Annotated in this window: 16 protein-coding genes; 1 reads left to right on the plus strand and 15 read right to left on the minus strand. The window is 70.4% G+C overall.

Going from position 1 to position 20,761, the window contains the following annotated elements; translation table 11 throughout:
* Positions 1-56 precede the first annotated feature (56 nt).
* Positions 57-4,541, plus strand: coding sequence for an ATP-dependent helicase (locus DAA40_RS02035; RefSeq protein WP_106848067.1), 4,485 nt, complete (start codon positions 57-59; stop codon positions 4,539-4,541).
* Here DAA40_RS02035 and DAA40_RS02040 read toward each other — a convergent pair.
* From DAA40_RS02040 to thyX, 15 genes are all read right to left on the minus strand, one after another.
* A complete protein-coding gene (locus tag DAA40_RS02040; RefSeq protein ID WP_106848068.1) occupies positions 4,538-5,986 on the minus strand; it encodes a glycine hydroxymethyltransferase in 1,449 nt (482 codons plus the stop codon). The genes DAA40_RS02035 and DAA40_RS02040 overlap by 4 nt on opposite strands.
* A 17-nt stretch (positions 5,987-6,003) precedes the next feature.
* Positions 6,004-7,125 (minus strand): hypothetical protein, encoded by a 1,122-nt coding sequence (locus tag DAA40_RS02045; protein WP_106848069.1) that lies wholly within the window; start codon positions 7,123-7,125, stop codon positions 6,004-6,006.
* A gap of 10 nt (positions 7,126-7,135) precedes the next feature.
* Positions 7,136-7,969, minus strand: a complete 834-nt coding sequence (locus tag DAA40_RS02050; protein ID WP_106848070.1) for a PspA/IM30 family protein — start codon at positions 7,967-7,969, stop codon at positions 7,136-7,138.
* Positions 7,970-8,060: 91 nt separating this feature from the next.
* Entirely contained in the window at positions 8,061-8,867 is an 807-nt protein-coding gene (locus DAA40_RS02055) for a hypothetical protein (RefSeq protein ID WP_106848071.1), read from the minus strand.
* 6 nt (positions 8,868-8,873) lie between these two features.
* The gene (locus DAA40_RS02060; protein ID WP_106848072.1) at positions 8,874-9,191 is read right to left on the minus strand and encodes a helix-turn-helix domain-containing protein; all 318 of its coding nucleotides are present in this window, start codon (positions 9,189-9,191) and stop codon (positions 8,874-8,876) included.
* A gap of 135 nt (positions 9,192-9,326) precedes the next feature.
* Complete coding sequence (locus DAA40_RS02065; protein ID WP_106848073.1) at positions 9,327-9,824, minus strand: CinA family protein; 498 nt, start codon at positions 9,822-9,824, stop codon at positions 9,327-9,329.
* Complete coding sequence (gene pgsA, locus DAA40_RS02070) at positions 9,817-10,428, minus strand: CDP-diacylglycerol--glycerol-3-phosphate 3-phosphatidyltransferase (protein ID WP_106848074.1); 612 nt, start codon at positions 10,426-10,428, stop codon at positions 9,817-9,819. Before pgsA ends, DAA40_RS02065 begins: the two co-directional genes overlap by 8 nt.
* Positions 10,428-11,840: a 30S ribosomal protein S12 methylthiotransferase RimO gene (rimO, locus tag DAA40_RS02075; protein WP_234356201.1), complete on the minus strand. Its 1,413-nt coding sequence runs from the start codon at positions 11,838-11,840 to the stop codon at positions 10,428-10,430. Before rimO ends, pgsA begins: the two co-directional genes overlap by 1 nt.
* A gap of 26 nt (positions 11,841-11,866) precedes the next feature.
* Positions 11,867-14,602: a DNA translocase FtsK gene (locus DAA40_RS02080; protein WP_106848075.1), complete on the minus strand. Its 2,736-nt coding sequence runs from the start codon at positions 14,600-14,602 to the stop codon at positions 11,867-11,869.
* 70 nt (positions 14,603-14,672) lie between these two features.
* A complete protein-coding gene (locus DAA40_RS02085; RefSeq protein WP_106848076.1) occupies positions 14,673-15,536 on the minus strand; it encodes an ABC transporter permease in 864 nt (287 codons plus the stop codon).
* A complete protein-coding gene (locus DAA40_RS02090; protein WP_106848077.1) occupies positions 15,533-16,510 on the minus strand; it encodes an ATP-binding cassette domain-containing protein in 978 nt (325 codons plus the stop codon). Before DAA40_RS02090 ends, DAA40_RS02085 begins: the two co-directional genes overlap by 4 nt.
* 132 nt (positions 16,511-16,642) lie before the next feature.
* Positions 16,643-18,334, minus strand: a complete 1,692-nt coding sequence (locus tag DAA40_RS02095) for a ribonuclease J (protein ID WP_106848078.1) — start codon at positions 18,332-18,334, stop codon at positions 16,643-16,645.
* Positions 18,331-19,245 (minus strand): 4-hydroxy-tetrahydrodipicolinate synthase, encoded by a 915-nt coding sequence (dapA, locus tag DAA40_RS02100; protein ID WP_106848079.1) that lies wholly within the window; start codon positions 19,243-19,245, stop codon positions 18,331-18,333. The genes DAA40_RS02095 and dapA overlap by 4 nt, the downstream gene beginning before the upstream one ends.
* A gap of 17 nt (positions 19,246-19,262) precedes the next feature.
* The gene (locus tag DAA40_RS02105) at positions 19,263-19,904 is read right to left on the minus strand and encodes a TIGR03085 family metal-binding protein (protein ID WP_234356202.1); all 642 of its coding nucleotides are present in this window, start codon (positions 19,902-19,904) and stop codon (positions 19,263-19,265) included.
* Positions 19,905-20,651 carry an FAD-dependent thymidylate synthase gene (gene thyX / locus DAA40_RS02110; RefSeq protein WP_106848081.1) on the minus strand — a complete coding sequence of 249 codons (747 nt, stop codon included), beginning with the start codon at positions 20,649-20,651 and terminating at the stop codon, positions 19,905-19,907.
* Positions 20,652-20,761: the final 110 nt, after the last annotated feature.

Raw genomic sequence — 20,761 nt, forward strand, 5'->3', positions numbered from 1 at the left:
AGGCTAACCTCCGGACGGCCCCGGATCATGTCGGTGCCGGCGGGCATGATGGTGGGATGCCGGCCGACGAGAATCCCGCGCCGCCCGATCCACTCGGGCTGTTCTCACCGCCGACCCGTACCTGGTTCGCCAATGCCTTCGAGGCTCCGACCCCCGCTCAGCAGCAGGCCTGGCAGGCAATCGCCCGCGGCGAGCACGCGCTGGTGGTCGCGCCGACCGGTTCGGGCAAGACTCTCGCGGCCTTCCTGACCGCGATCGACCGGGTCATCACCGCGCCGCCGCCCGACCGGCCGCTGCGGCGCTGCCGCGTGGTCTATCTCTCACCCCTGAAGGCTCTGGCCGCGGACGTCGAGCGCACCCTCAGCGCGCCGCTCGTCGGCATCGAGCACGCCGCGGCCCGCCTGGGCTGCCAGACCAGCCCGGTGCAGGTGAGTACCCGCACCGGTGACACGCCCGCGCCCGAACGTCGCCGGTTCGCCCGCGCGCCGGGCGACATCCTCATCACCACGCCGGAGTCGCTGTTCCTGCTGCTCACCAGCCAAGCGCGAGAAGCCCTCCGGGGGGTGGAGACGGTCATCGTCGACGAGATCCACGCACTGGCCGGCACCAAGCGGGGTGCGCACCTCGCGCTCTCACTGGAGCGCCTCGACGACCTGCTGGATCGTCCTGCGCAGCGCATCGGTCTGTCGGCCACCGTGCGGCCGGTCGATGCGGTGGCCGGCTTCCTCACCGGCGCCGGCCGCCCAGCCACAGTCGTCGCCCCGGCCTCGAGCAAGGAGCTCGACCTCAAGGTCGTCGTCCCGGTCGAGGACATGGCGGACCTGTCCGACCAGACCGACGCGGCCGGCAACACCCGGCGGTCGATCTGGCCCGCCGTCGAGGACGCCGTCTACGACCTGGTTCGCAGCCACCGCTCGACGATCGTGTTCGCCAATGCGCGCCGGTCGGCCGAACGGCTCACGGCGCGGCTCAACGAGCGAGCCGCGCACGACGCGGGCGTCGATGCCGGTGACGCGCCGTCGCCGGCCGAGATCCTCGCGCAGAGCGGGGTCGGGCACGCCCCCGACGAGGAGCATGTCATCGCCCGGGCTCACCACGGCTCGGTCAGTCGAGAACAGCGGCTGATCGCCGAGGAGGGCCTCAAGAGCGGCTCGTTGCCCGCAGTCGTGGCCACCAGCAGTCTCGAGCTCGGGATCGACATGGGCGCCGTCGACCTGGTGGTCCAGGTCGAGTCGCCGCCGTCGGTCGCGTCGGGCCTGCAGCGAGTGGGGCGGGCGGGCCATCAGGTCGGCGTCCGAAGCTCCGGAGTGTTCTTTCCCAAGCATCGCGGCGATCTGGTGAGCACCGCGGTCGTGGTCGAGAGGATGCACGCCGGCGACCTGGAGCCGTTGCGGATTCCGGCCAACCCGCTCGACGTACTGGCGCAGCAGCTCGTCGCGATCTGCGCGGATGCCGAGTACTCCGTCGCCGATCTCTACGCACTGGTGCGCCGCGCGGCGCCCTACCAGTCGCTGCCCGAGCCGGTCTTCCTGGCGGTGCTCGATATGCTCTCCGGTCGCTACCCGAGCGACCAGTTCGCCTCGCTGCGTCCGCGCCTGGTCTGGGACCGCGTTACCGATACCGTTCGCGGGCGTCCCGGCGCGGCCCGGCTGGCGGTCACGTCCGGCGGGACGATCCCGGACCGCGGACTGTTCGGCGTGTTCATCGCCGGTGACGAGCGCGGCGGACGGCGAGTCGGCGAGCTCGATGAGGAGATGGTCTACGAGTCGCGGGTCGGCGACGTCTTCCTGCTCGGCACCTCCACCTGGCGCATCGTCGAGATCACCCACGACCGGGTGCTGGTGGTGCCCGCGCCCGGCGTCCCGGGCCGGATGCCGTTCTGGACCGGCGAGCAGCAGGGCCGGCCGCTGCCGCTGGGGCGCGCCATCGGTGCCTTTCTCCGCGAGCTCGACGCCGGTGGCACTCCCGCCGCGCTCAGCGCGCTGGATGACAGCGCGGTGCGCAACCTCCGCGAGTACGTCGCCGCCCAGCGGGCCGCGACCGGCGTGGTCCCGCACGACCGCCGGATCGTCGTCGAGCGGTTCCGGGACGAGCTGGGCGACTGGCGGGTCGTCGTCCACTCGCCGTTCGGCGACCAGGTGAACGCGCCCTGGTCGCTGATCATCGGGGCTCGCCTGGAGCGCGAGTACGGGTCCGACGCCCAGGCCATGCACGGCGACGACGGCATCGTGCTGCGGGTGCCGGACACGACCGGCGCGCCACCGGACGTCGACCTGATCACGGTCGACCCGGACGAGGTGCAACAGCTGGTGACCGAGCAGCTGATGGGCTCGGCGCTGTTCGCCGCCCGGTTCCGCGAGTGCGCTGCTCGCGCCCTGCTGCTCCCCCGGCGCGACCCCTCGCGCCGGTCCCCGCTGTGGCAGCAGCGCCAGCGATCCGCCCAGCTGCTGTCGGTCGCGGCGCAGTACGGCGACTTCCCCATCGTCCTGGAGACCCTGCGCGAGTGCCTGCAGGATGTCTACGACGTGCCGGGCCTGATCGACCTGCTCACCCAGGTCGAGCGGCGCACCGTCACGCTCAGCGAGGTCGAGACTGCGTCAGCGTCACCGTTCGCGCAGTCCCTGCTGTTCGGATACGTATCGAGTTTCATCTATCAAGAGGACGTTCCGCTGGCCGAGCGGCGCTCCGGCGCGCTGTCGCTCGACCTGTCGTTGCTGCGTGAGCTGCTCGGGCAGGTCGAGCTGCGAGAGCTGCTCGACCCCGACGCGCTGATCGAGGTCGAGGCCGCCCTGCAGCGGTTGACGCCGGAACGCGCGATCGGGTCCGTCGAGACCCTGGCCGACGTACTGCGCGAGCTCGGCGACCTGACCCGCGAGGAGATCGCCGGCCGCGGCGGCGACCCTGCGTGGGCGGACGAGCTGCTGGTCCAGCGGCGCGCACTCGATCTGCGTATCGCCGGCGAGCAGCGACTGATCGCGATCGAGGATGCCGGACGCTACCGGGACGCGCTGGGCGTGGCACTGCCGGTCGGCGTGCCCGAGGCCTACACCGCGGTGACCCCCGACCCGCTCGGCGACCTGCTCGGCCGATACGCCCGCACCCACGCGCCGTTCACCGCTGCCCGGCTCGCGCGGCGGCTGGGGCTCGGCGAGGCGGTCGTCCATCGCGGCCTTGAGCAGCTGGTGGCCGAGGGGCGAGTCACCAGGGGCGAGATGACTCCCGGGGCGACGGGAGACGAATGGTGCGACGTCGAGGTGCTGCGGCGCATCCGGCGCCGGTCTCTGGCGCGCTCCCGAGCAGAGGTCGAGCCGGTGGCACATGATGCCTACGCCCGCTTCCTCGCTGAGTGGCAGTCCGTCGGCAAGCGGGCTCACCGCGGAACCGATGGGGTGCTCGGCGTCATCGAGCAGCTCGCCGGCGCGGCTGCCGGCGCGGCCGCCTGGGAGTCGCTGATCCTGCCGTCGCGGGTGCGCGACTACTCCCCCGCCATGCTCGATGAGCTGACCGCTGCGGGCGAGGTCACGTGGGTGGGCGCCGGCTCCGCCAGCAAGGACGGCTACCTGCGGCTGCTGCCTGCGGACCTGGTCGGGCTGGCGCCAGAACCCGAGCCGGTCACCGACCCGCTCGAGCAGCGCGTGCTCGATGTAGCCCGGGCCCAGCCGGCGCTGTTCTTCCGGGACCTGCTCGCCGCCATCCGCACCGAGGACGTCGTCACGCCGGAGAACGACATCGTCGAGGCGCTGTGGCGGCTGACCTGGGCCGGGCATCTCACCAACGACACGCTCGCGCCGCTGCGAGCCCGCCTCAGCGGCCAGACGCGCACCCGTGCGACGAGCCGCCGGGGCCGCCCGGGCCGGGTACGGGCGCGCGGTGCCGCTCCGAGCCCGCCGTCCGTCTCGGGGCGCTGGTCGCTGGTGGCCCAGGCCGACGATGACCCGGCGGCAGCACAGCTGGTGGCAGACGTGCTACTCGAGCGGTACGGCGTCCTGACCCGCGGGCCGGTGCAGGCGGAGGAGGTCCCCGGAGGTTTCGCCGCGCTCTATCCGGTGCTGGCTGCCTACGAGGACGCCGGTCGCGTGCGGCGCGGCTACTTCGTCGAGGGGCTCGGCGCGGCGCAGTTCGCCACCGCAGCCGCGGTCGACCGGCTCCGGGCCAGCGAGCCAGACGGCTCAACCGTCGTCCTGGCGGCCAGTGACCCGGCCAACCCCTACGGTGCGGCGCTGGCCTGGCCGGAGGGCCGTGGGCCGGACGGCGAGGCCTCGAAGCACCGGCCGGCCCGCAAGGCAGGAGCGCTCGTCGTGCTGCGCGACGGCGTCCTCGCCCTGTACGTCGAGCGTGGCGGGAGGTCGTTGCTGAGCTTCAGCGACGATCCCGGCGTCCTGACCGACGCAGCGCGCTCCCTCGCCGAGGCCGGCGGGGCGGTCGGCGGGCTGCACGTGCAGCGCGCGGACGGCGAGGGAATCGACCTGCGGGGACCGCTCGCGACCGCCCTCGCCGAGGCAGGCTTCCGGCTCACCCCCCGCGGCCTCCGGTTGCGCTAGAGCTCTAGGCCCGGGTAGAGCGGGTGCGCGTCGAGCATCTCGGCGGCCGCCGCCTTCGTGCGGTCGGCCACCCCGTCGGCCAGCCGGTAGGACGCCTTCGACGGCTTGCCGTCCTTCGTCGTCCCCGGCTCGGTGCGCGCGAGGACGTCGACGACCAGCTCGGCCACGCGATCGAAGTCCTCACCGGTGAACCCGCGGGAGGTCAGCGCGGGCGTGCCGAAGCGGATCCCGGAGGTGTACCAGGCGCCGTTCGGGTCGGCGGGGACGGAGTTGCGGTTGGTGACGACGCCGGCGTCCAGCAGCGCGGACTCGGCCTGCCGGCCGGTGAGGCCGAAGGACGAGACGTCGAGCAGCACGAGGTGGTTGTCGGTGCCGTCGGTGACGAGCTTGGCGCCCCGCTTCATCAGGCCCTCGGCGAAGGACTGCGCATTGTCGGCGACGTTCTGCGCATACTCCTGGAAGGCCGGCTGGCGAGCCTCGGCGAGAGCGACCGCCTTGGCGGCCATGACGTGCGAGAGCGGCCCGCCGAGCACCATCGGGCAGCCGCGGTCGACCGCCGGCGCGTACTCCTCCTGGGCCAGGACGATGCCGCCGCGGGGGCCGCGCAGCGACTTGTGGGTGGTGGTGGTGGTGACCTGGGCGAACGGTACGGGGTTCTCGTCACCGGTGAACACCTTGCCGGCGACCAGGCCGGCGAAGTGCGCCATGTCGACCATGAGAGTCGCGCCGACCTCGTCGGCGATCTCCCGCATCTTGGCGAAGTTCACCCGACGTGGATAGGCCGAATAGCCAGCGACAATGATCAGCGGCTTGAACTCGCGGGCGGTGGCGGCCACCTGGTCGTAGTCGAGCAGGCCGGTGGACGGGTCGGTGCCGTACTGGCGCTGGTGGAACATCTTGCCGGAGATGTTCGGGCGGAAGCCATGGGTGAGATGACCGCCGGCGTCCAGCGACATGCCCAGCAGCCGCTGGTTGCCGAGCTTGCCGCGCAGCTGCTCCCAGTCCTGCTCGCTGAGCTCGTTGACGTTCTTGGCTCCGAGGCCCGCCAGCTCCGGCGCCTCGACCCGGTGCGCGAGGATCGCCCAGAACGCCACGAGGTTGGCGTCGATGCCGGAGTGCGGCTGCACGTAGGCGTACGGCGCGCCGAACAGCTCGCGGGCGTGCTCGGCGGCGACCGCTTCGACGGTGTCGACGTTCTGGCAGCCCGCGTAGAACCGGTGACCGACCGTTCCCTCTGCGTACTTGTCCGACATCCAGGTGCCCATGGTCATCAGCACCGGTAGCGAGGCGTAGTTCTCACTGGCGATCAACTTCAGCGATGCCCGCTGGTCGGCGAGCTCGCTGCGAGTCGCCTCCGCGATCCGCGGCTCGATACCGCCGATGATGTCGAGGGCGGTCCGATAGATCTGTGAGGCGGATGCGGCAAGTTCCTGGGAGTCGGTCATGCCGTTAGGGTAACGCCTCAGCCGGCGTGCTCCGTGCCACGGTGAGCGCGCTTGCTCGGGCGCGGCCGAGCCGGGCGAGGCTGCTCGGCGACCGGTTCGGTGGTCCGGCTCGGCGACGGCGGCAGCGGGTCGTCGATGGTGATGTCGCTACGGACCTCGCGTAGCCCTTGGGCAAGTCCTTGCAGCCGGTCGGCGGCGTCCGAGATCGACACGCTCGCGGTGTCGGGGATGTGCGGCGTGCTCAGCTCGGCCATCACGGTCGCGGCGGCCTCGACGAGCTTCTTGTGCGCGTCGACGCCGTCCTCGTACTGCTCGACGGCCCGTGCCAGCGGCGCGTCGAGGGATGTCGATCCGGACGCCGCCTGCTGGGCGCGCTCCAGCTTCACGATCCGGTCGGCGTACGCCGACAGCGTCCGTTCGGACTCCTCGGCAAGCGGTCCGAGCTCGGGCGCGATCTCTGAGACGTCGGTGAGCAGCTCTGCCAGGGCCGCCTTCTGGGCGACGAGCCGGCGGGTCGGGTCGTAGGCCAGCGACGACGGGCTGGGCATCGGGATGGTGTACGCCGAGGCGCCGTGGATGGAGATGGCGGACGCCGACGCGGCGCCGAGCCGCTGCGCGTACCGGTCTGCCTCGTCCTGATAGCGACGTCCGCGTCGGCTCAGCGCCACCGTGCCGGCTCCGGCGCCCACCGTCATCACCAGCGGCGGGACGGCGTACTCCGGCATTTCCATGGCGATGCTTCCGGCGCCGCCGGCCAGCAGTGAGACGGCGAGAACCCCCATGCCTGCGGCGCCGACCTTGGCTGCGGTGGCACGGCTCTGCGCGCGCCGCATCGGTGCCTCTACCTTGCGCCGCTCGCGCTCGGACTGGTACTCGCTGATCGAGTCGTTGGTGGCCCGTAGCCCCTGGGCAACGAGGTGCTTGAGCTCGCGACCCAACGCGGGTGGCTTTCCCGGTGCCGTCGGTGCAGTCGGGGGCGACGCAGACACGCGATGCGGAACGCTCGGGTCCATCCGTGCGCGAGCATGCGCCTCGGCATCGGCGGCCGAGGCGCGAACCCGGTCGGCGACGTCCTGCACTACCGATGCTGCCAGGTCACGCCACAGCTTGCTGCCTCCGTCGGGGCGGCCTGTGGTCATGGCGCAGCGCCTACTGGGTCGCTCCGCCGGCCTCGCGTCGCGGCGCGTTCGGCTGTGCCGGAGCGGGCTGTGCCGGAGCGGGCGTGCTCTGGCTGGTGGGCGCCGCCTGGCCGCCCAGCTTGTTGCCGCCCATGGAGGCGCGGAGCTGGTCCAGGCGCGCCTGGCCGGCCATGTCGAGGGTCGAGCGCTCGACCTCCATCATCCGGCCCTCGACCGAGTTCTCGGCCAGCTCGGACGCGCCCAGCGCGTTGGCGTAGCGACGCTCGATCTTGTCGCGCACCTCGTCGAGGGAGGGCACATTGCCCGGTGCCGACAGCTCGCCCATCCGGTTCAGGGACGCCGAGATCTGCTCCTGCATCTTGGCCTGCTCGAGCTGGCTGAGCAGCTTGGTGCGCTCGGCGAGCTTGGTCTTCAGCCGGTAGGCATTCTGCTCGACCGCTTCCTTGGCCCTTTGTGCCGCGACCAGCGACTGGTCGTGCATCTGCTTGAGATCTTCCATCTGCTGCTCGGCCGCGACCAGCTGGGTGGCGAAGGACTGCGCGGTCTGCTCGTACTGCTGCGCCTTCTGCTCATCGCCCTCGGCGCGCGCCTTGTCGGCCAGGCTCAGTGCCTGCCGCGCGTTCGCCCCGAGCTTCTCGACGTCGGTCATCTGCCGGTCCAGCTTCATCTCCAGCTGACGCTGGTTGCCGATGACGGCCGCGGCCTGCTGCGACAGCGACTGGTGCTGGCGCTGAGCGTCCTCGATGGCCTGCTGGATCTGGATCTTCGGGTCAGCCACCTCATCGACCTTCGCGCCGAATGCGGCCATGAGGTACTTCCAGAACTTCACGAATGGGTTGGCCATGCGGCGCATCCTCCCGATCGATGTGGTGCGGTGTGGGTCTGTGCGTTCCTGCCGATGCTATCGCGGACGTGCGCAGGAGCGTGCGGGTCGATCACGCGTTGGGCCCCAGGACCTCCGCCGTATAGCGCTTGGACTCCTCGAGCCCCGCGCGCAGGCCCGCGAGCTGGTCGCTGAGATCACGCAGCTGGTGCTCGCCACCGGGGTCGACGACGCCACCGGAGGTGATGCCGGTCGCGACGGTCTCGTTCATGTCGGCCTGCAGTCGCTCCAGGCCGAGCACGATCGCCTCCATGCGGCCGAGCAGGCCGGTGCGAACCTCCTGCAGCCGGGAGACGGTCCGCTGCTGCTCGATCACCGAGTCCAGTGCCCGCTGGTGCTCCGCGGTCAGTGTCTCGGGAGCACCTGGTGTGGCGACCGCGTCCGTCAGCCGGTCTCGCTGATCTCGCAGTGATGCAGCCGGCATCTGGTCCAGACTGCGCTCGACGGCGGCGATCTGGCCGGCGAGCTGGTCGAGAACGCTGAGCGAGTCACGGGCCTCGAGGGCGACGTTCTCCAGCTGGCCCTTGATGACCTCCTGCTGGGTGCCGGCCACGATGTCCTGCATGCCGCGTACGGCCTTGTGGCCACGGCCGTGCCACACCTCGGCTCGTGATCCGCGCTTGAGCCGGGCAGGCGCGCTGTGCTCGGAGCCGGCGCCGACGCTCGGCTTGGGGGCGCCCGTTGCGCCCTTGTCGGCGAACGACGACGCAGCCACCTTCGCGCCGTACACGATGGCACCGATCCCGATCGCTGCGGGGATCGCCGCGGCGAGCCCGGGGATCAGGAAGAACGAGCCGACGCCGGCGGCGGCACCGAGCGCGCCGGCGAGGGGGTCCAGAAGCTTGTTCTTGGCACTCATCGGCGGCTAGACCGATACGACCTCGCGCTCATCCTGGCCGAAGACCAGGCGCACGTCTGCGGCGGCAGGACGCTCGGCGCTCTCGCCGATGAATGCGGCGTGACGAAGATCCGTGGAGGCATCGTCGAGCAGGTCGGCCAGCTCGAGGTCGAGGGCATCGCAGATGCAGGCCAGCAGCTCCGATGAGGCCTCCTTGCGGCCCCGCTCGATCTCCGACAGGTAGCCCAGGCTGACGCGCGCCGCTGCCGAGACATCCCGCAGCGAACGCTTCTGGTGCTCGCGATGAGCACGCAGATTGCTTCCGAGGACTTCACGAAGAAGCAAGTGGACCTCCTGTTGAGTGAAAGCGTCGACACGTGAGGTTCAGTGACCGGTGATGACGCTCACCGAGAACCCTACCCCGCGAATGTCGACCAGCGGCGGCCCTGGTGCAACGCACGGACCGTGCGGGATGTTCCATCAGGCGCGCGACAGCCGCTCTACCAGCAGCCCGAGCGCTCCCGAGACCGCCTGCGCGCGGATCTCGTCGCGACCTCCGACGCAGCTCAGGCGGATCGCCTCCGCAGCATCCGCGGAGCCGACCGCGACCCACACCTCCCCGACCGGATGGCCGTCCTGCGGGTCCGGCCCGGCAACGCCGGTGAGCCCGATGCCCCAGTCGCTGCCAGTGCGGCTCGCCGCACCCCGCGCCAGATGTTCCGCGGTCGGCTCGCTGACCGGTCCGCACCGCGTCAGGACGTCGTGCGGGACGCCGGCGAGGATGCCCTTGAGGTCGGTGGCGTACACGATCAACCCGCCCCGCACGACCGCGCTGGAACCGGGAATCGTGGTCAGCGCCGCCGCGCACAGGCCGGCGGTCAGCGATTCGGCGGTGCCGACGGTCTGCCCGGCGTCCCGCAACGCGCGCACCGCCGCGGCGGCGAGTTCCAGGGCCCGGTCGTCAAGCAGCTCAGCCATGCGCCGCCTCCGCGCGTGCGGCGTCCGCTCCACGGCACAGCGCGATAGCGCGGACGACGTAGTCGATCCCGGTCGCGACGGTCAGCAGGATCGCCAGCCCCATCAGCCACCACCGCGCGGTGCCGAGCACGCCGGCGACGGGGAGTACGTACAGCCAGATAGCGAGCGACTGGACGAAGGTCTTGGCCTTGCCGCCGCGACTGGCCGGGATGACGCCGTGGCGGATCACCAGGAAGCGCAGCAGCGTGATGCCGAGCTCGCGCGCCAGGATCACCACCGTCACCCACCAAGGCAGCAGCCCCAGCAGCGACAGGCCGATCAGCGCGGCGCCGATCAAGGCCTTGTCGGCGATGGGGTCGGCCATCTTGCCGAAGTCGGTGACCAGCCCGTGCTTGCGCGCCAAGTCGCCGTCGAGCTTGTCGGTGATGATCGCCAGCGCGAAGACGCCGGCGGCGATCCAGCGCCAGGTGGCCGACCGGCCGTCGTCGTTGAGCAGGGCGAAGACGAACACCGGGACCAGAGCGATGCGCAGCACCGTGAGCGCGTTGGCGATGTTGTAGACACTGACCCGTCGCGTCGGGTCAGATGCGGCGGCGTTCTGCATCAGGCACCCGTGTCGGGTCCGGCTACCAGATCGACGCCGTCGGAGGCGGTGACGCGCGCGCGGACGATGTCCCCCACGGAGAGCCCGGTGAAGTCCACCAGCAGCGTCGTGCCGTCGACCTCGGGGCCTTGCTGCTCGGCGCGTCCCTCGGCGTGATCGCCGTGGACCTCCTCCACGAGCACGCTGACCCGGTCGCCGATGCGATCCTCGGCGCGTTGGGCGCTCAGCTCGTCGACGAGCGTGCTCACCCGCTCGACGCGATCGGCGATCTCATCGGCGTCGAGGTGACCGTCGAGGTCGACCGCGGCAGTGCCCTCCTCGTCGGAGTATCCGAAGACGCCGACGGCATCCAGCCGGCCATCGGTGAGGAAGCGCTCGAGCTCCTCGAGGTCGCCCTCGCTCTCGCCGGGGAACCCGACGATCACGTTGGTGCGGATGCCGACGTCCGCCCGGATGGCGCGCGCCTGCTCGATGAGCTCCAGGAATGCCTCGGTGGAGCCGAAGCGCTTCATGCGGCGCAGCACCGACGCGCTCGAGTGCTGGAAGGACAGATCCAGGTAGGGCGTCAGGCCGGGGGTGCGCAGCAGCACCTCCAGCAGCCCGGGGCGCATCTCGGCCGGCTGCAGGTAGGCCACTCGGACTCGTTCGATCCCCTCTACCTCCGCCAGGCGCGGCAGGAACGCCTCCAGGAGCCGGACGTCGCCGAGGTCCTTGCCGTACGACGTGGAGTTCTCGCTGCCCAGCACGCCCTCGCGGCCGCCGTCGTCGGCAAGCCACTGGGCCTCCTCGAGGACGTCCTCGGGGCGCCGTGAGACGAACGAGCCACGGAAGGACGGGATCGCGCAGAAGGTGCACCGCCGGTCGCATCCGCTGGCCAGCTTGAGCGATGCCGTCGGGCCGCCGACCAGCCGGCTGCGCAGCACGCGTGGCCCGGACGCCGGGCGGCCCCGGTGGTCGTCGGCGTGACCGGGGATCACCACGCCCGCGCCCTGCCGTTCGACCGGGGCGATCGGCAGCAGGGTACGGCGGTCCGAGGGCGTGTGCGGCATCAGCGGGCGGCCGGCGAGGACGTCGTCGAGCCGGTCGGAGATGTCGGTGTAGTCGTCGAATCCGAGGACGGCGTCGGCCTCGGGCAGCTGCTCGGCGAGCTCCTTGCCGTAGCGCTGCGCCAGGCAGCCGACCGCCACGACCTTCGAACCGGAGTCGGCGGCGGCGAGAAGCGCGTCGATGGAGTCCTTCTTGGCCGCGTCAATGAAGCCGCAGGTGTTGACGACGACTACCTCGGCGTCCTCATCGGTCAAGGACCAGCCGCGCTCTGCGAGCCGACCGGCAAGCTCCTCGGAGTCGACGTCGTTACGGGCGCAACCCATCGTCACGACGCTCACTCGGCGCGAGCTGCTGATCTCACTCACCCGACCAACCCTAGTAGCACCCGGGGTCAGTCGTCGGACTCGCTGCGCAGGGCTGCGAGCACCTCGGGCAGCTCCTCGGGCTTGGCCAGCACGTCACGCGCCTTGGAGCCCTCCGACGGGCCGACGATGCCACGCGTCTCCAGGATGTCCATGAGCCGGCCGGCCTTCGCGAAGCCGACCCGCAGCTTGCGCTGCAGCATCGGGGTCGAGCCGAGCTGGCTGGTGATGATCACCTCCGCCGCCTCGCAGGCAAGGTCCAGGTCACCGCCGATGTCGCCGTCGAGCTCCTTCTTCTCCTGAGCGCCGGCGGTGAGCACCTCCTCGCGGTACTCCGGCTCACGCTGCTCCTTGACCAGTGCGACGACCTTCTCGATCTCGGAGTCGTCGACGTACGCGCCCTGCAGCCGGATCGTCGATCCCGCGCCCGGGCCGAGGTAGAGACCATCGCCCTTGCCGGTGAGCTTCTCGGCGCCGTTCTGGTCGAGGATGACCCGCGAGTCGGTGCCGGACGACGTGGTGAACGCCAGGCGGGAGGGCACGTTGGTCTTGATCAGGCCGGTGACGACGTCGGTCGACGGGCGCTGGGTCGCCAGCACCAGGTGGATGCCGGCGGCGCGGGCCTTAGCGGTGATGCGCACGATGGCGTCCTCGACGTCCCGCGGCGCCACCATCATCAGGTCGGCGAGCTCGTCGACGACGCACACGATGTACGGGTAGGGCTTGTACTCGCGCTCGCTGCCGGGTGGCGCGGTGATCTCCCCTGAGCGCACCTTGCGGTTGAAGTCGTCGATGTGCCGGACCCGCGAGGCCTGCATGTCCTGGTAGCGGTGCTCCATCTCCTCGACCAGCCACACGAGCGCGGTCGCAGCCTTCTTGGGATCGGTGATGATCGGGGTGATGAGGTGCGGGATGCCCTCGTACGGCGTCATCTCGACCATCTTCGGGTCGACCAGGATCAGGCGGACCTCCTCGGGCGTGGAGCGCACCAGAAGCGAGACGAGCATCGAGTTGATGGCCGACGACTTTCCGCCGCCCGTGGCGCCGGCGACCAGCAGGTGCGGCGTCTTGGCGATGTTCTCGGTGACGAACTTGCCCTCGACGTCCTTGCCGAGCGCGACGAGCAGCGGATGCTTGTCGGCGACGACCTTCGGGTCACGCAGGACGTCGCCGAGAATGACGTACTCGCGGTCGGCGTTCGGCACCTCGATGCCGACGGCGGACCGGCCCGGGATCGGCGCCAGGATGCGGATCGCCGAGTTCGCCACGGCGTACGCGATGTTGTCCTGCAGCTGCTTGATCTTGCTGACCTTCACCGACGGGCCGAGTTCGACCTCGTAGCGGGTGACCGTCGGCCCGCGGGTGAACCCAACCACCTCGGCGTCCACGCCGAACTGCTCGAAGACATCGCCGATGGCGGCGATCGCGTCATCGTTCGCCTTGGTGTGGGTCTTGTGCTCGCCACCCACGTTGAGGTTGCCCAGCGAGGGCAGCACGTACTCCTGGCCGTCTTCGGAGATGGTGCGCTTGACGATCGCCGCGGCCTTGGCGTCGAGGGCGGCCTTGGACGGCGGCCCCTGCACGAACTCCGGCTGCGCCGCGGTGGCCGCCTCGGCGCCCTTCTTCTCCTGCTCGGGAACGCCGTCGATCGGCAGCTGCTCGCTGTCTGCCGCGGAGGCCTTCTTCAGCCCGAACTTGCGCTTGGGCGCCGGGACCTCGTCTGCTGTGTCGTCACTCACCGGGAGGGCACCGTCGTCGTCCGGGTCGTCCTGGTCGCGTTCGGCCAGGGCGGACTGCCGCCGCCGCGACGGGCGACGCAGCCGGACTGACGACAGGTCCTCGTCGTCCATCTCGTCGGGCGTGGCCGGGTGCCGCTTGCGCGCAGCGGGCTCCGCTTCGGCCGGGTGCTCGTCCTCCGCGTCGGGCGCGTTCAAGCCGAGAAGCCACGCGCGCAGCTCACGCAAGCGCTGCGGCACCATCCGCAGGGGCGTGCCGGTGACCACGAGCAGGCCGAATGCCACGACCACTGCTAGTACGACCACGCCGAGAATGATGGTGCTGGTGGTGGCCGCGAATGCCCGCCCGGCGACCGAGCCGAGCACGCCCCCGGCGCGCTCGACGTCCTCGTGGTCGGTAGGTGCACCGAACCCGAGATGGAACAGCCCCACCGTGCCGAGCAGCACGCAGGTCCAGCCGATCGCCAGTCGGCCGAAGGCCTCAGGGTCACCGGCGGAGCGGAATAGCCGTAGGGCAATGACCACGAGCACGATCGGCAGGAACGCGGCGACGCCGCCGATCGCCCACAGCTCGGCGTCCGCCATGGACAGTGCGATGGCGCCGCCGGCCTGCATCCAGACCCCGAGCGCGGAGAGCACTGCCAGCACGATCAGCAGCAGGCCGACCGAGTCGCGATGCTTGGCACGCCGTTTGGAAAGCTCACGGTCGCGGGCGTCGTCGGCGATCTCGGCTGCGGTTTTGCCGCGCGCGGACTCCTCGAGCGAGCTGTCCGGCAGGACGGCGGGGTGCTCGCCGATGCGGAACACACCCGCAGCAGCCTGCGCGACGGTGCTCCACACAAGAAGGAGGGATCGGGAAAGTCCGATCACCAGCCTCGGGAAGCCGCCGACGTCGGCGTTGCGGGCTGAGTCAGGGGAAGAGCCGCCACCAGCAGGCTTGCGGGTCCGAGGCCGCGAGGCAGCGGTGGATCCGCTGCGCGCGTTCGAACGGCGCGTGGGCTTGCTGGCAGGGGCCTGACGGGCTGCCATGGGTCCTTACCCTAGTGCACCAGCCGCCCAACCTGTCACATTTACCCCACCCGTCACACTGCGTACCCGGTCAGTCGGTCGTCCGGCGGCGGTAGGCGCGGATCGCGAGCGGGGCGAAAACGGCCGCGAGCAGGATCGACCACCCGATCGAGACCAGGATCGAGTTCTGCAGCGGCCAGGCGGCCGAGTCGGGTACCGGCGCTCCCCCGAGGTTGCCCCACAGCTCACGCAATGACTGCACGAGGGCGGAGATCGGGTTCCACTCGGCGATCGTGCGCAGCCAGCTGGGCATGTTCTCCGTGGGGGCGAAGGTGTTGGCGAGGAAGGTGATCGGGAACATCGTCGAGAACATCACACCGTTGACCGCCTCCACCGACCGCATCGCCGAGCCGACGAGGATGCCGATCCAGATCATCGCGAACCCGAACAGCAGCAGCAGGGCAAGGCCGAGCAGCGCGCGGCCGACGTCGGTACGGATTCGCCACCCGACGATCAGGCCGGTGATGCCCATCACGACGATGCCGATCGAGGAGTGGACGAGGCTCGACAGGCTGCGGGCGAGCAAGACCGAGCTGCCGCTCATCGGCAGCGACCGGAACCGGTCGATGATTCCCTTCTGCAGGTCGTTGTTCAGCCCCAGCGCCACGATGAACGACGCGAACGCCATGGTCTGCGCCATGATCCCCGGCAGCAGCCACTCGCGGTAGCCCGCTGGGCTGGCGGTCTGGATCGAACCGCCGAACACGAAGGCGAACAGCAGCACGAACATCACCGGCTGGATGGTGACGTCGGAGAGCATCTCGGGTTGGCGCTTGATATGGGTGAGGCTGCGCCAGACGAGGGTCCGAACCTGCCGCAGATAGGAGGCGCGCGGCGGCTGTTGTGGGTGGGTGGGGGCGACGGGTCGTCGATCGGTGAGCGGTGCGGCGGTCATGCTCGCTCCTCGGTGAGTGAGGGATCGGCCTCGGTGTCCTCGGCGGGTCGGCCGGTCAGGTGCAGGAAGACGTCGTCCAGACTCGGGCGCTGCAGCCCGATGTCGTCGAGCTCCATGCCGATCTGGTCGAAGCGGCTGGCGAGCGCCGTGATCGCTGACAGGCCCTTCGCCGGTGCGGTGATCTGGCGGGTCGCCTCGTTGATGTGTAGTTCGGGCACCACCCCGCTGACGATGTCAGCGGCCTCGGAGAGGCGGTCGGCATCCGACACCGTCACGACCAGTCGGGCCTGGCCGGACTGGTCCTTCAGCTGCAGTGCGCTGCCCTCGGCGATGATCCTGCCGTGGTCGATGACGATGATGTTGTCGGCCAGCTGGTCGGCCTCCTCGAGGTACTGCGTGGTCAGCAGCAGCGTGGTGCCCTCGCGCACCAGCGCGCGCAGGACGTCCCACAGCTCGTTGCGGCTGCGTGGGTCCAGGCCGGTGGTCGGCTCGTCGAGGAACAGCACCGGCGGGGCGGCGATCAGGCTGACAGCGAGATCGATGCGCCGGCGCATGCCGCCGGAGTACTCCTTGACGATCTTGTCGCCGGCGTCCGTCAGCGAGAACTGCTCGAGCAGCTCGTCGCCGCGGGCCCGCACCTGCTTCGGCGACAGGCCGTAGAGCTCGCCGATCAAGCGGAGGTTCTGCCGGCCGGTCAACAGCTCGTCGACGGAGGCGGCCTGGCCGGTGAGCCCCATGGAGGCGCGGACGGCGTCCGGCTCCCGGACGATGTCGTGGCCGGCCACCCGGCCGGTGCCGGAGGTCGGCTCGCTGAGGGTGGTCATCATGCGGACGGTGGTGGTCTTGCCGGCGCCGTTGGGCCCCAGCATGCCCAGTACGGTGCCCTGGGGCACGGTGAAGCTGACGCCGTCGACGGCCGTGAAGTCGCCGAAGCGTTTGACGAGATCGACTGCTTCGATCGCGGGTTGGGTCATGCCATTGAGGCTAGACGCGCTAGGCGACACATTTTTCGTTGTGAGGACGCTCATGCATGAACAGACCGGGAAGCCCGAGCACACTCATCGCGCACTCCCGCCACGACGCCCGAATGAGTCGATCGTAGGCGCTCAGAGGTCGATGACGCTGGGGAGGATCATCGGACGGCGGCGGTGGGTGTCGCTGACCCACCGTCCGAGCACGCGACGCATCGCCTGGGCAAGCTTGTGCGCGTCGCGGACGCCGTCCTCCAGCTGGCGCTGGATCTCCTTGTCGACCAGGGGCTCCACCGCAGCGACGATCTCCGGGTTGTCGGCGAACCCGCGCGCGTGCGCGTGCGCCGGTCGCACGATCATCCGCGAGGACGTCGACACCACGATCGTGCAGGCGAGGAAGCCCTCCTCGCCGAGGATCAACCTATCCTTGAGGGTGTTCTCGTCGACGCCGGCGCTGTTGGCCCCGCCGTCGACGTAGACCATCCCGCAGTCGATGTGCCCGACGATGCCGACCCGCCCGTCGACGAGATCCACGACGTCACCGTCGGTGGTGAGCACGATCCGATCGTCAGCGAGTCCGGTGCGCCGCCCCAGCGCCGCGTGAGCACGCAGGTGGCGCCACTCGCCGTGCACAGGCATTAGGTTGCTCGGCTTGGCGGTGTTCAGCAGATAGAGCAGCTCTCCGGCCGCCGCATGACCGGAGACGTGGACGAGCGCGTTGTCCTTGCTGACCACGCTCGCGCCGAGCTTCGCAAGTGCGTTGATCACCTTGTTGACCGCCGTCTCGTTGCCGGGGACCAGCGACGACGCGAGCAGAACGGTGTCGCCCTCCTCGATAGTGATGTGCCTGTGGTTGCCCGTGGCCATGCGCGAGAGTGCCGACAGCGGCTCGCCCTGCGAACCGGTGGAGATGATGACGACCTGCGACGGCGCCATCCGAGCCGCCTGGTCGATCGAGACGGTCAGCCCCGGCGGGATGTCGAGATACCCGAGGTCGCTGGCCGCGCCCATGTTGCGCACCATGGACCGGCCGACGAACGAGATCTTGCGGCCGTTCTTGTGGGCGGCGTCGATGACCTGCTGGATCCGGTGCACATGGGAGGCGAAGGACGCCACGATGATGCGCTGCTCGGCCTCGCGGATCACCGTCTCGATGACCGGCCCGAGCTTCTCCTCGGGCGTCACGAACCCGGGCACCTCGGCATTCGTCGAGTCGCTCATCAGCAGGTCGATGCCCTCGAAGCCCAGCCGCGCGAACCCGGCGAGGTCGGTGATCCGACCGTCGAGCGGGATCTGGTCCATCTTGAAGTCGCCGGTGTGCAGCACCAGCCCGGCGTCGGTGCGGATCGCGACGGCCATCGCGTCGGGGATCGAGTGATTGACCGCGAAGAACTCCAGCTCGAACGGTCCTGCCGTGACCCGGTCGCCCTCCTTGACCTCGCGCAGCTCCGCCTTGATGCGGTGCTCACGGAGCTTGGCGCTGACGAACGCGTTCGTCAGCCGCGATCCGATCACGGGGATGTCGCTGCGCTCGCGCAGGAGGAATGGGACGCCGCCGATGTGGTCCTCGTGCCCGTGGGTGAGCACGATCGCCTCGATGTCGTCGAGGCGATCCTCGTACGCCGACCAGTCGGGCAGGATCAGGTCGACGCCGGGCTGCTCGTTCTCCGGAAACAGCACGCCGCAGTCGACGACCAGCAGCCGCCCGTCGAACTCGAACATCGCCATGTTGCGGCCGACCTCGCCCAGACCGCCCAGCGGCACGACTCGCAGGCCGCCCTTCGGGAGCTTCGGGAGCGCCTCGAGGGTTCCTTCGACGGGGTTCACTCCGACACGTCCTTGCCGGCGGCGAGCAGCATCTCCCGCAGCGCGCTCACCTCGTCGTCCGAGGCGGGCAGCAGCGGCAGTCGCAGGTGCCGCGAGGGGATGACGCCCAGCAGCTGGCTGGTGGCCTTGGCCTGGATCGCGCCCTGCGAGCCGGCTCGCATGATGGCGCGGACGGCGGGCACCAGGTCGATGTGGATCTGCCGCGCCTCCACCAGATCACCGCGCTCCACGGCGTCCAGCATCTCGACGTACTCGCGGCCGAAGGCGTGCCCGACGACGCTGATCGCGCCGACGGCGCCGGCGCTGAACCAGGAAAAGTTCAGCGCGTCATCGCCGGAGTAGTAGGCGAGGTCGGTTGTGGCCATGACCTCCATGCCGGCGCACAGGTCCGCCTTGGCGTCCTTGACCGCGACGATGCGCTCGTGCTCGGCCACCTGCTGGAGAGTCGGCGTCTCGATCGGGATCGCGGAGCGCCCCGGGATGTCGTACAGGACGTTGGGCAGTCCGGTGGCATCAGCCACGGCGGTGAAATGCGCGACCAGGCCGGCCTGGGTCGGCTTGCTGTAGTACGGCGTGACGACGAGCAGCGCGTCGGCGCCGGCCTGCTCGGCCTGCTTCGCAAGGTGAATGGTGTGCTCGGTCGCGTAGGTGCCGACGCCCGCGACGATGCAGGCCCGGTCGCCGACCGCGTCGACGACGGTGCGCAGGATCTGCGTCTTCTCCTCGTCGCTCGTCGTGGGAGCCTCCCCGGTGGTGCCCGACACGACGAGCCCGTCGTGCCCGTTCTCCACCAGGTGGGTGGCCAGAGCGGCGAGCGCTGCGTGGTCGACTGCCCCGTCGTCGGACATCGGAGTGACTATCGCGGTCAGCATCCGGCCGATCGGCGCCCGGGGGTCGGTGGCTTCAGTCATTCCTCAAACCTACCGTTCTAGAGGCCGCGTTCCGCGGCACGCAGCGCTGCGACGTCCGTCTCGCTGCCGATCAGCTCCACCTGCGCGACATCCTCACGACCGAAGCACCACAGCGTCAGCTCATCTGGGCTGCCGACCACCGTCACTCCCCCGGGCTTATCGCTGCCGTGCCCGACGAAGGGCTGGCCGGTCCCGGGATCGAGTCGGACGGTGAACGGTGATCTGCGCAGCAGCAGCCGACCCATCTTCATCAGCATGCGCTCGAGCGCGCGGTAGCGTTCGCCGTCCGCCGGGCGTGGCTCCCAGTCGTCCTGAGCGCGGCGGACGTCCTCGTGGTGCACGTAGAACTCCCCCAAGTTTGCCCGGGCGTCGACGCCCGGGATGCCGAACGGCGAGAGTCTCGGAGGGCCATTCCGCAGCCGGTCGAGCAGCTCGGGCCACGGGGTCGACGCGATCCTGTCCTGCACCTTCTTGGTGTAGCCGGCAAGCGGCTTGATGAGGACGCCGAGCGCGCCGTCCGGCCGGGTCTCGCGCAGCACGAGGTGCGCGGCGAGATCCCGGGTCACCCACCCCTCGTTGAGGGTGGGGGCCTCGGGGCCGACCCGCTGAAGCAGGTCACAGAGCGCCTGGCGCTCGATCTGCGCAATATTCATAGCCATCTATCCTTCGGTGACGAGCGCGCTGGATGCGATCCGGCGCCCGTCGGGTAGATCGGTCAGGACGAAGTCGGCAAAGGCATTGGGCTCGACCTCCCGCAACCGCTCCAGGCAGGTCACGGTCAGCTCGCGCAGCTCGTCGTCCGCGTGGTCCGACCCGTGCGCGGCGATCAGCTGCCGCCAGGCCCGGAGGTTACCGGTCACGACTATCTCGGTGCCGCGGGCGGCGGGCAGCAAGGCCTGCGCGGCCTGGCGCACCCGTTTGCTGCGCGTGGCGCCCTCGGAGCCGGCCAGTCGCCGCTGGATGCCCTCGATGAGCTCGTCGTACGCCTCTCGGGTCCGGCGCGCTGCCGTGGCGAACAGCTCGCTGAGCTCGGCGTCGTCGGCAACCGGATCGGGGACGACGAACGCCGGGTCGTCGATGACGTGCCGCTGCGACAGCTGGCTGAACGACAGGTGCCGGTGACGGATCAGCTCGTGAGTGACCGACCGGGACAGCCCCCTGATGTAGAGCGTGGCCTGGGCGTGCTCCAGCACGGACAGGTGCCCGACCTCAAGGATGTGCCGCAGGTAGCCGGCGTTGGTCGCCGTGGCCGGCTTGGGCTTGTCCCACGAGCGGTAGCAGGCGCGGCCGGCGAACTCCGCCAGTGCCTGCCCGCCGTCGGCGTCGGTGCTCCATGGGACGTCGTCCGGCGGGGTGAATCTGGTGGTAGCGATGACGTCGACACGGAGGGTGTTCTGATCGCTCATGATCAGCCAACCTACCCCGTGGACCCCCATCAGCCGGCCCGGCTCGCGGTGGGAGGATGAGCAGTGGGCGCGAACTCACGAGAATGCGGCGTCCGCACCGGTGAACAGGA

It is taken from the genome of Blastococcus sp. Marseille-P5729, from assembly GCF_900292035.1.
Lineage (GTDB): Bacteria > Actinomycetota > Actinomycetes > Mycobacteriales > Antricoccaceae > Cumulibacter.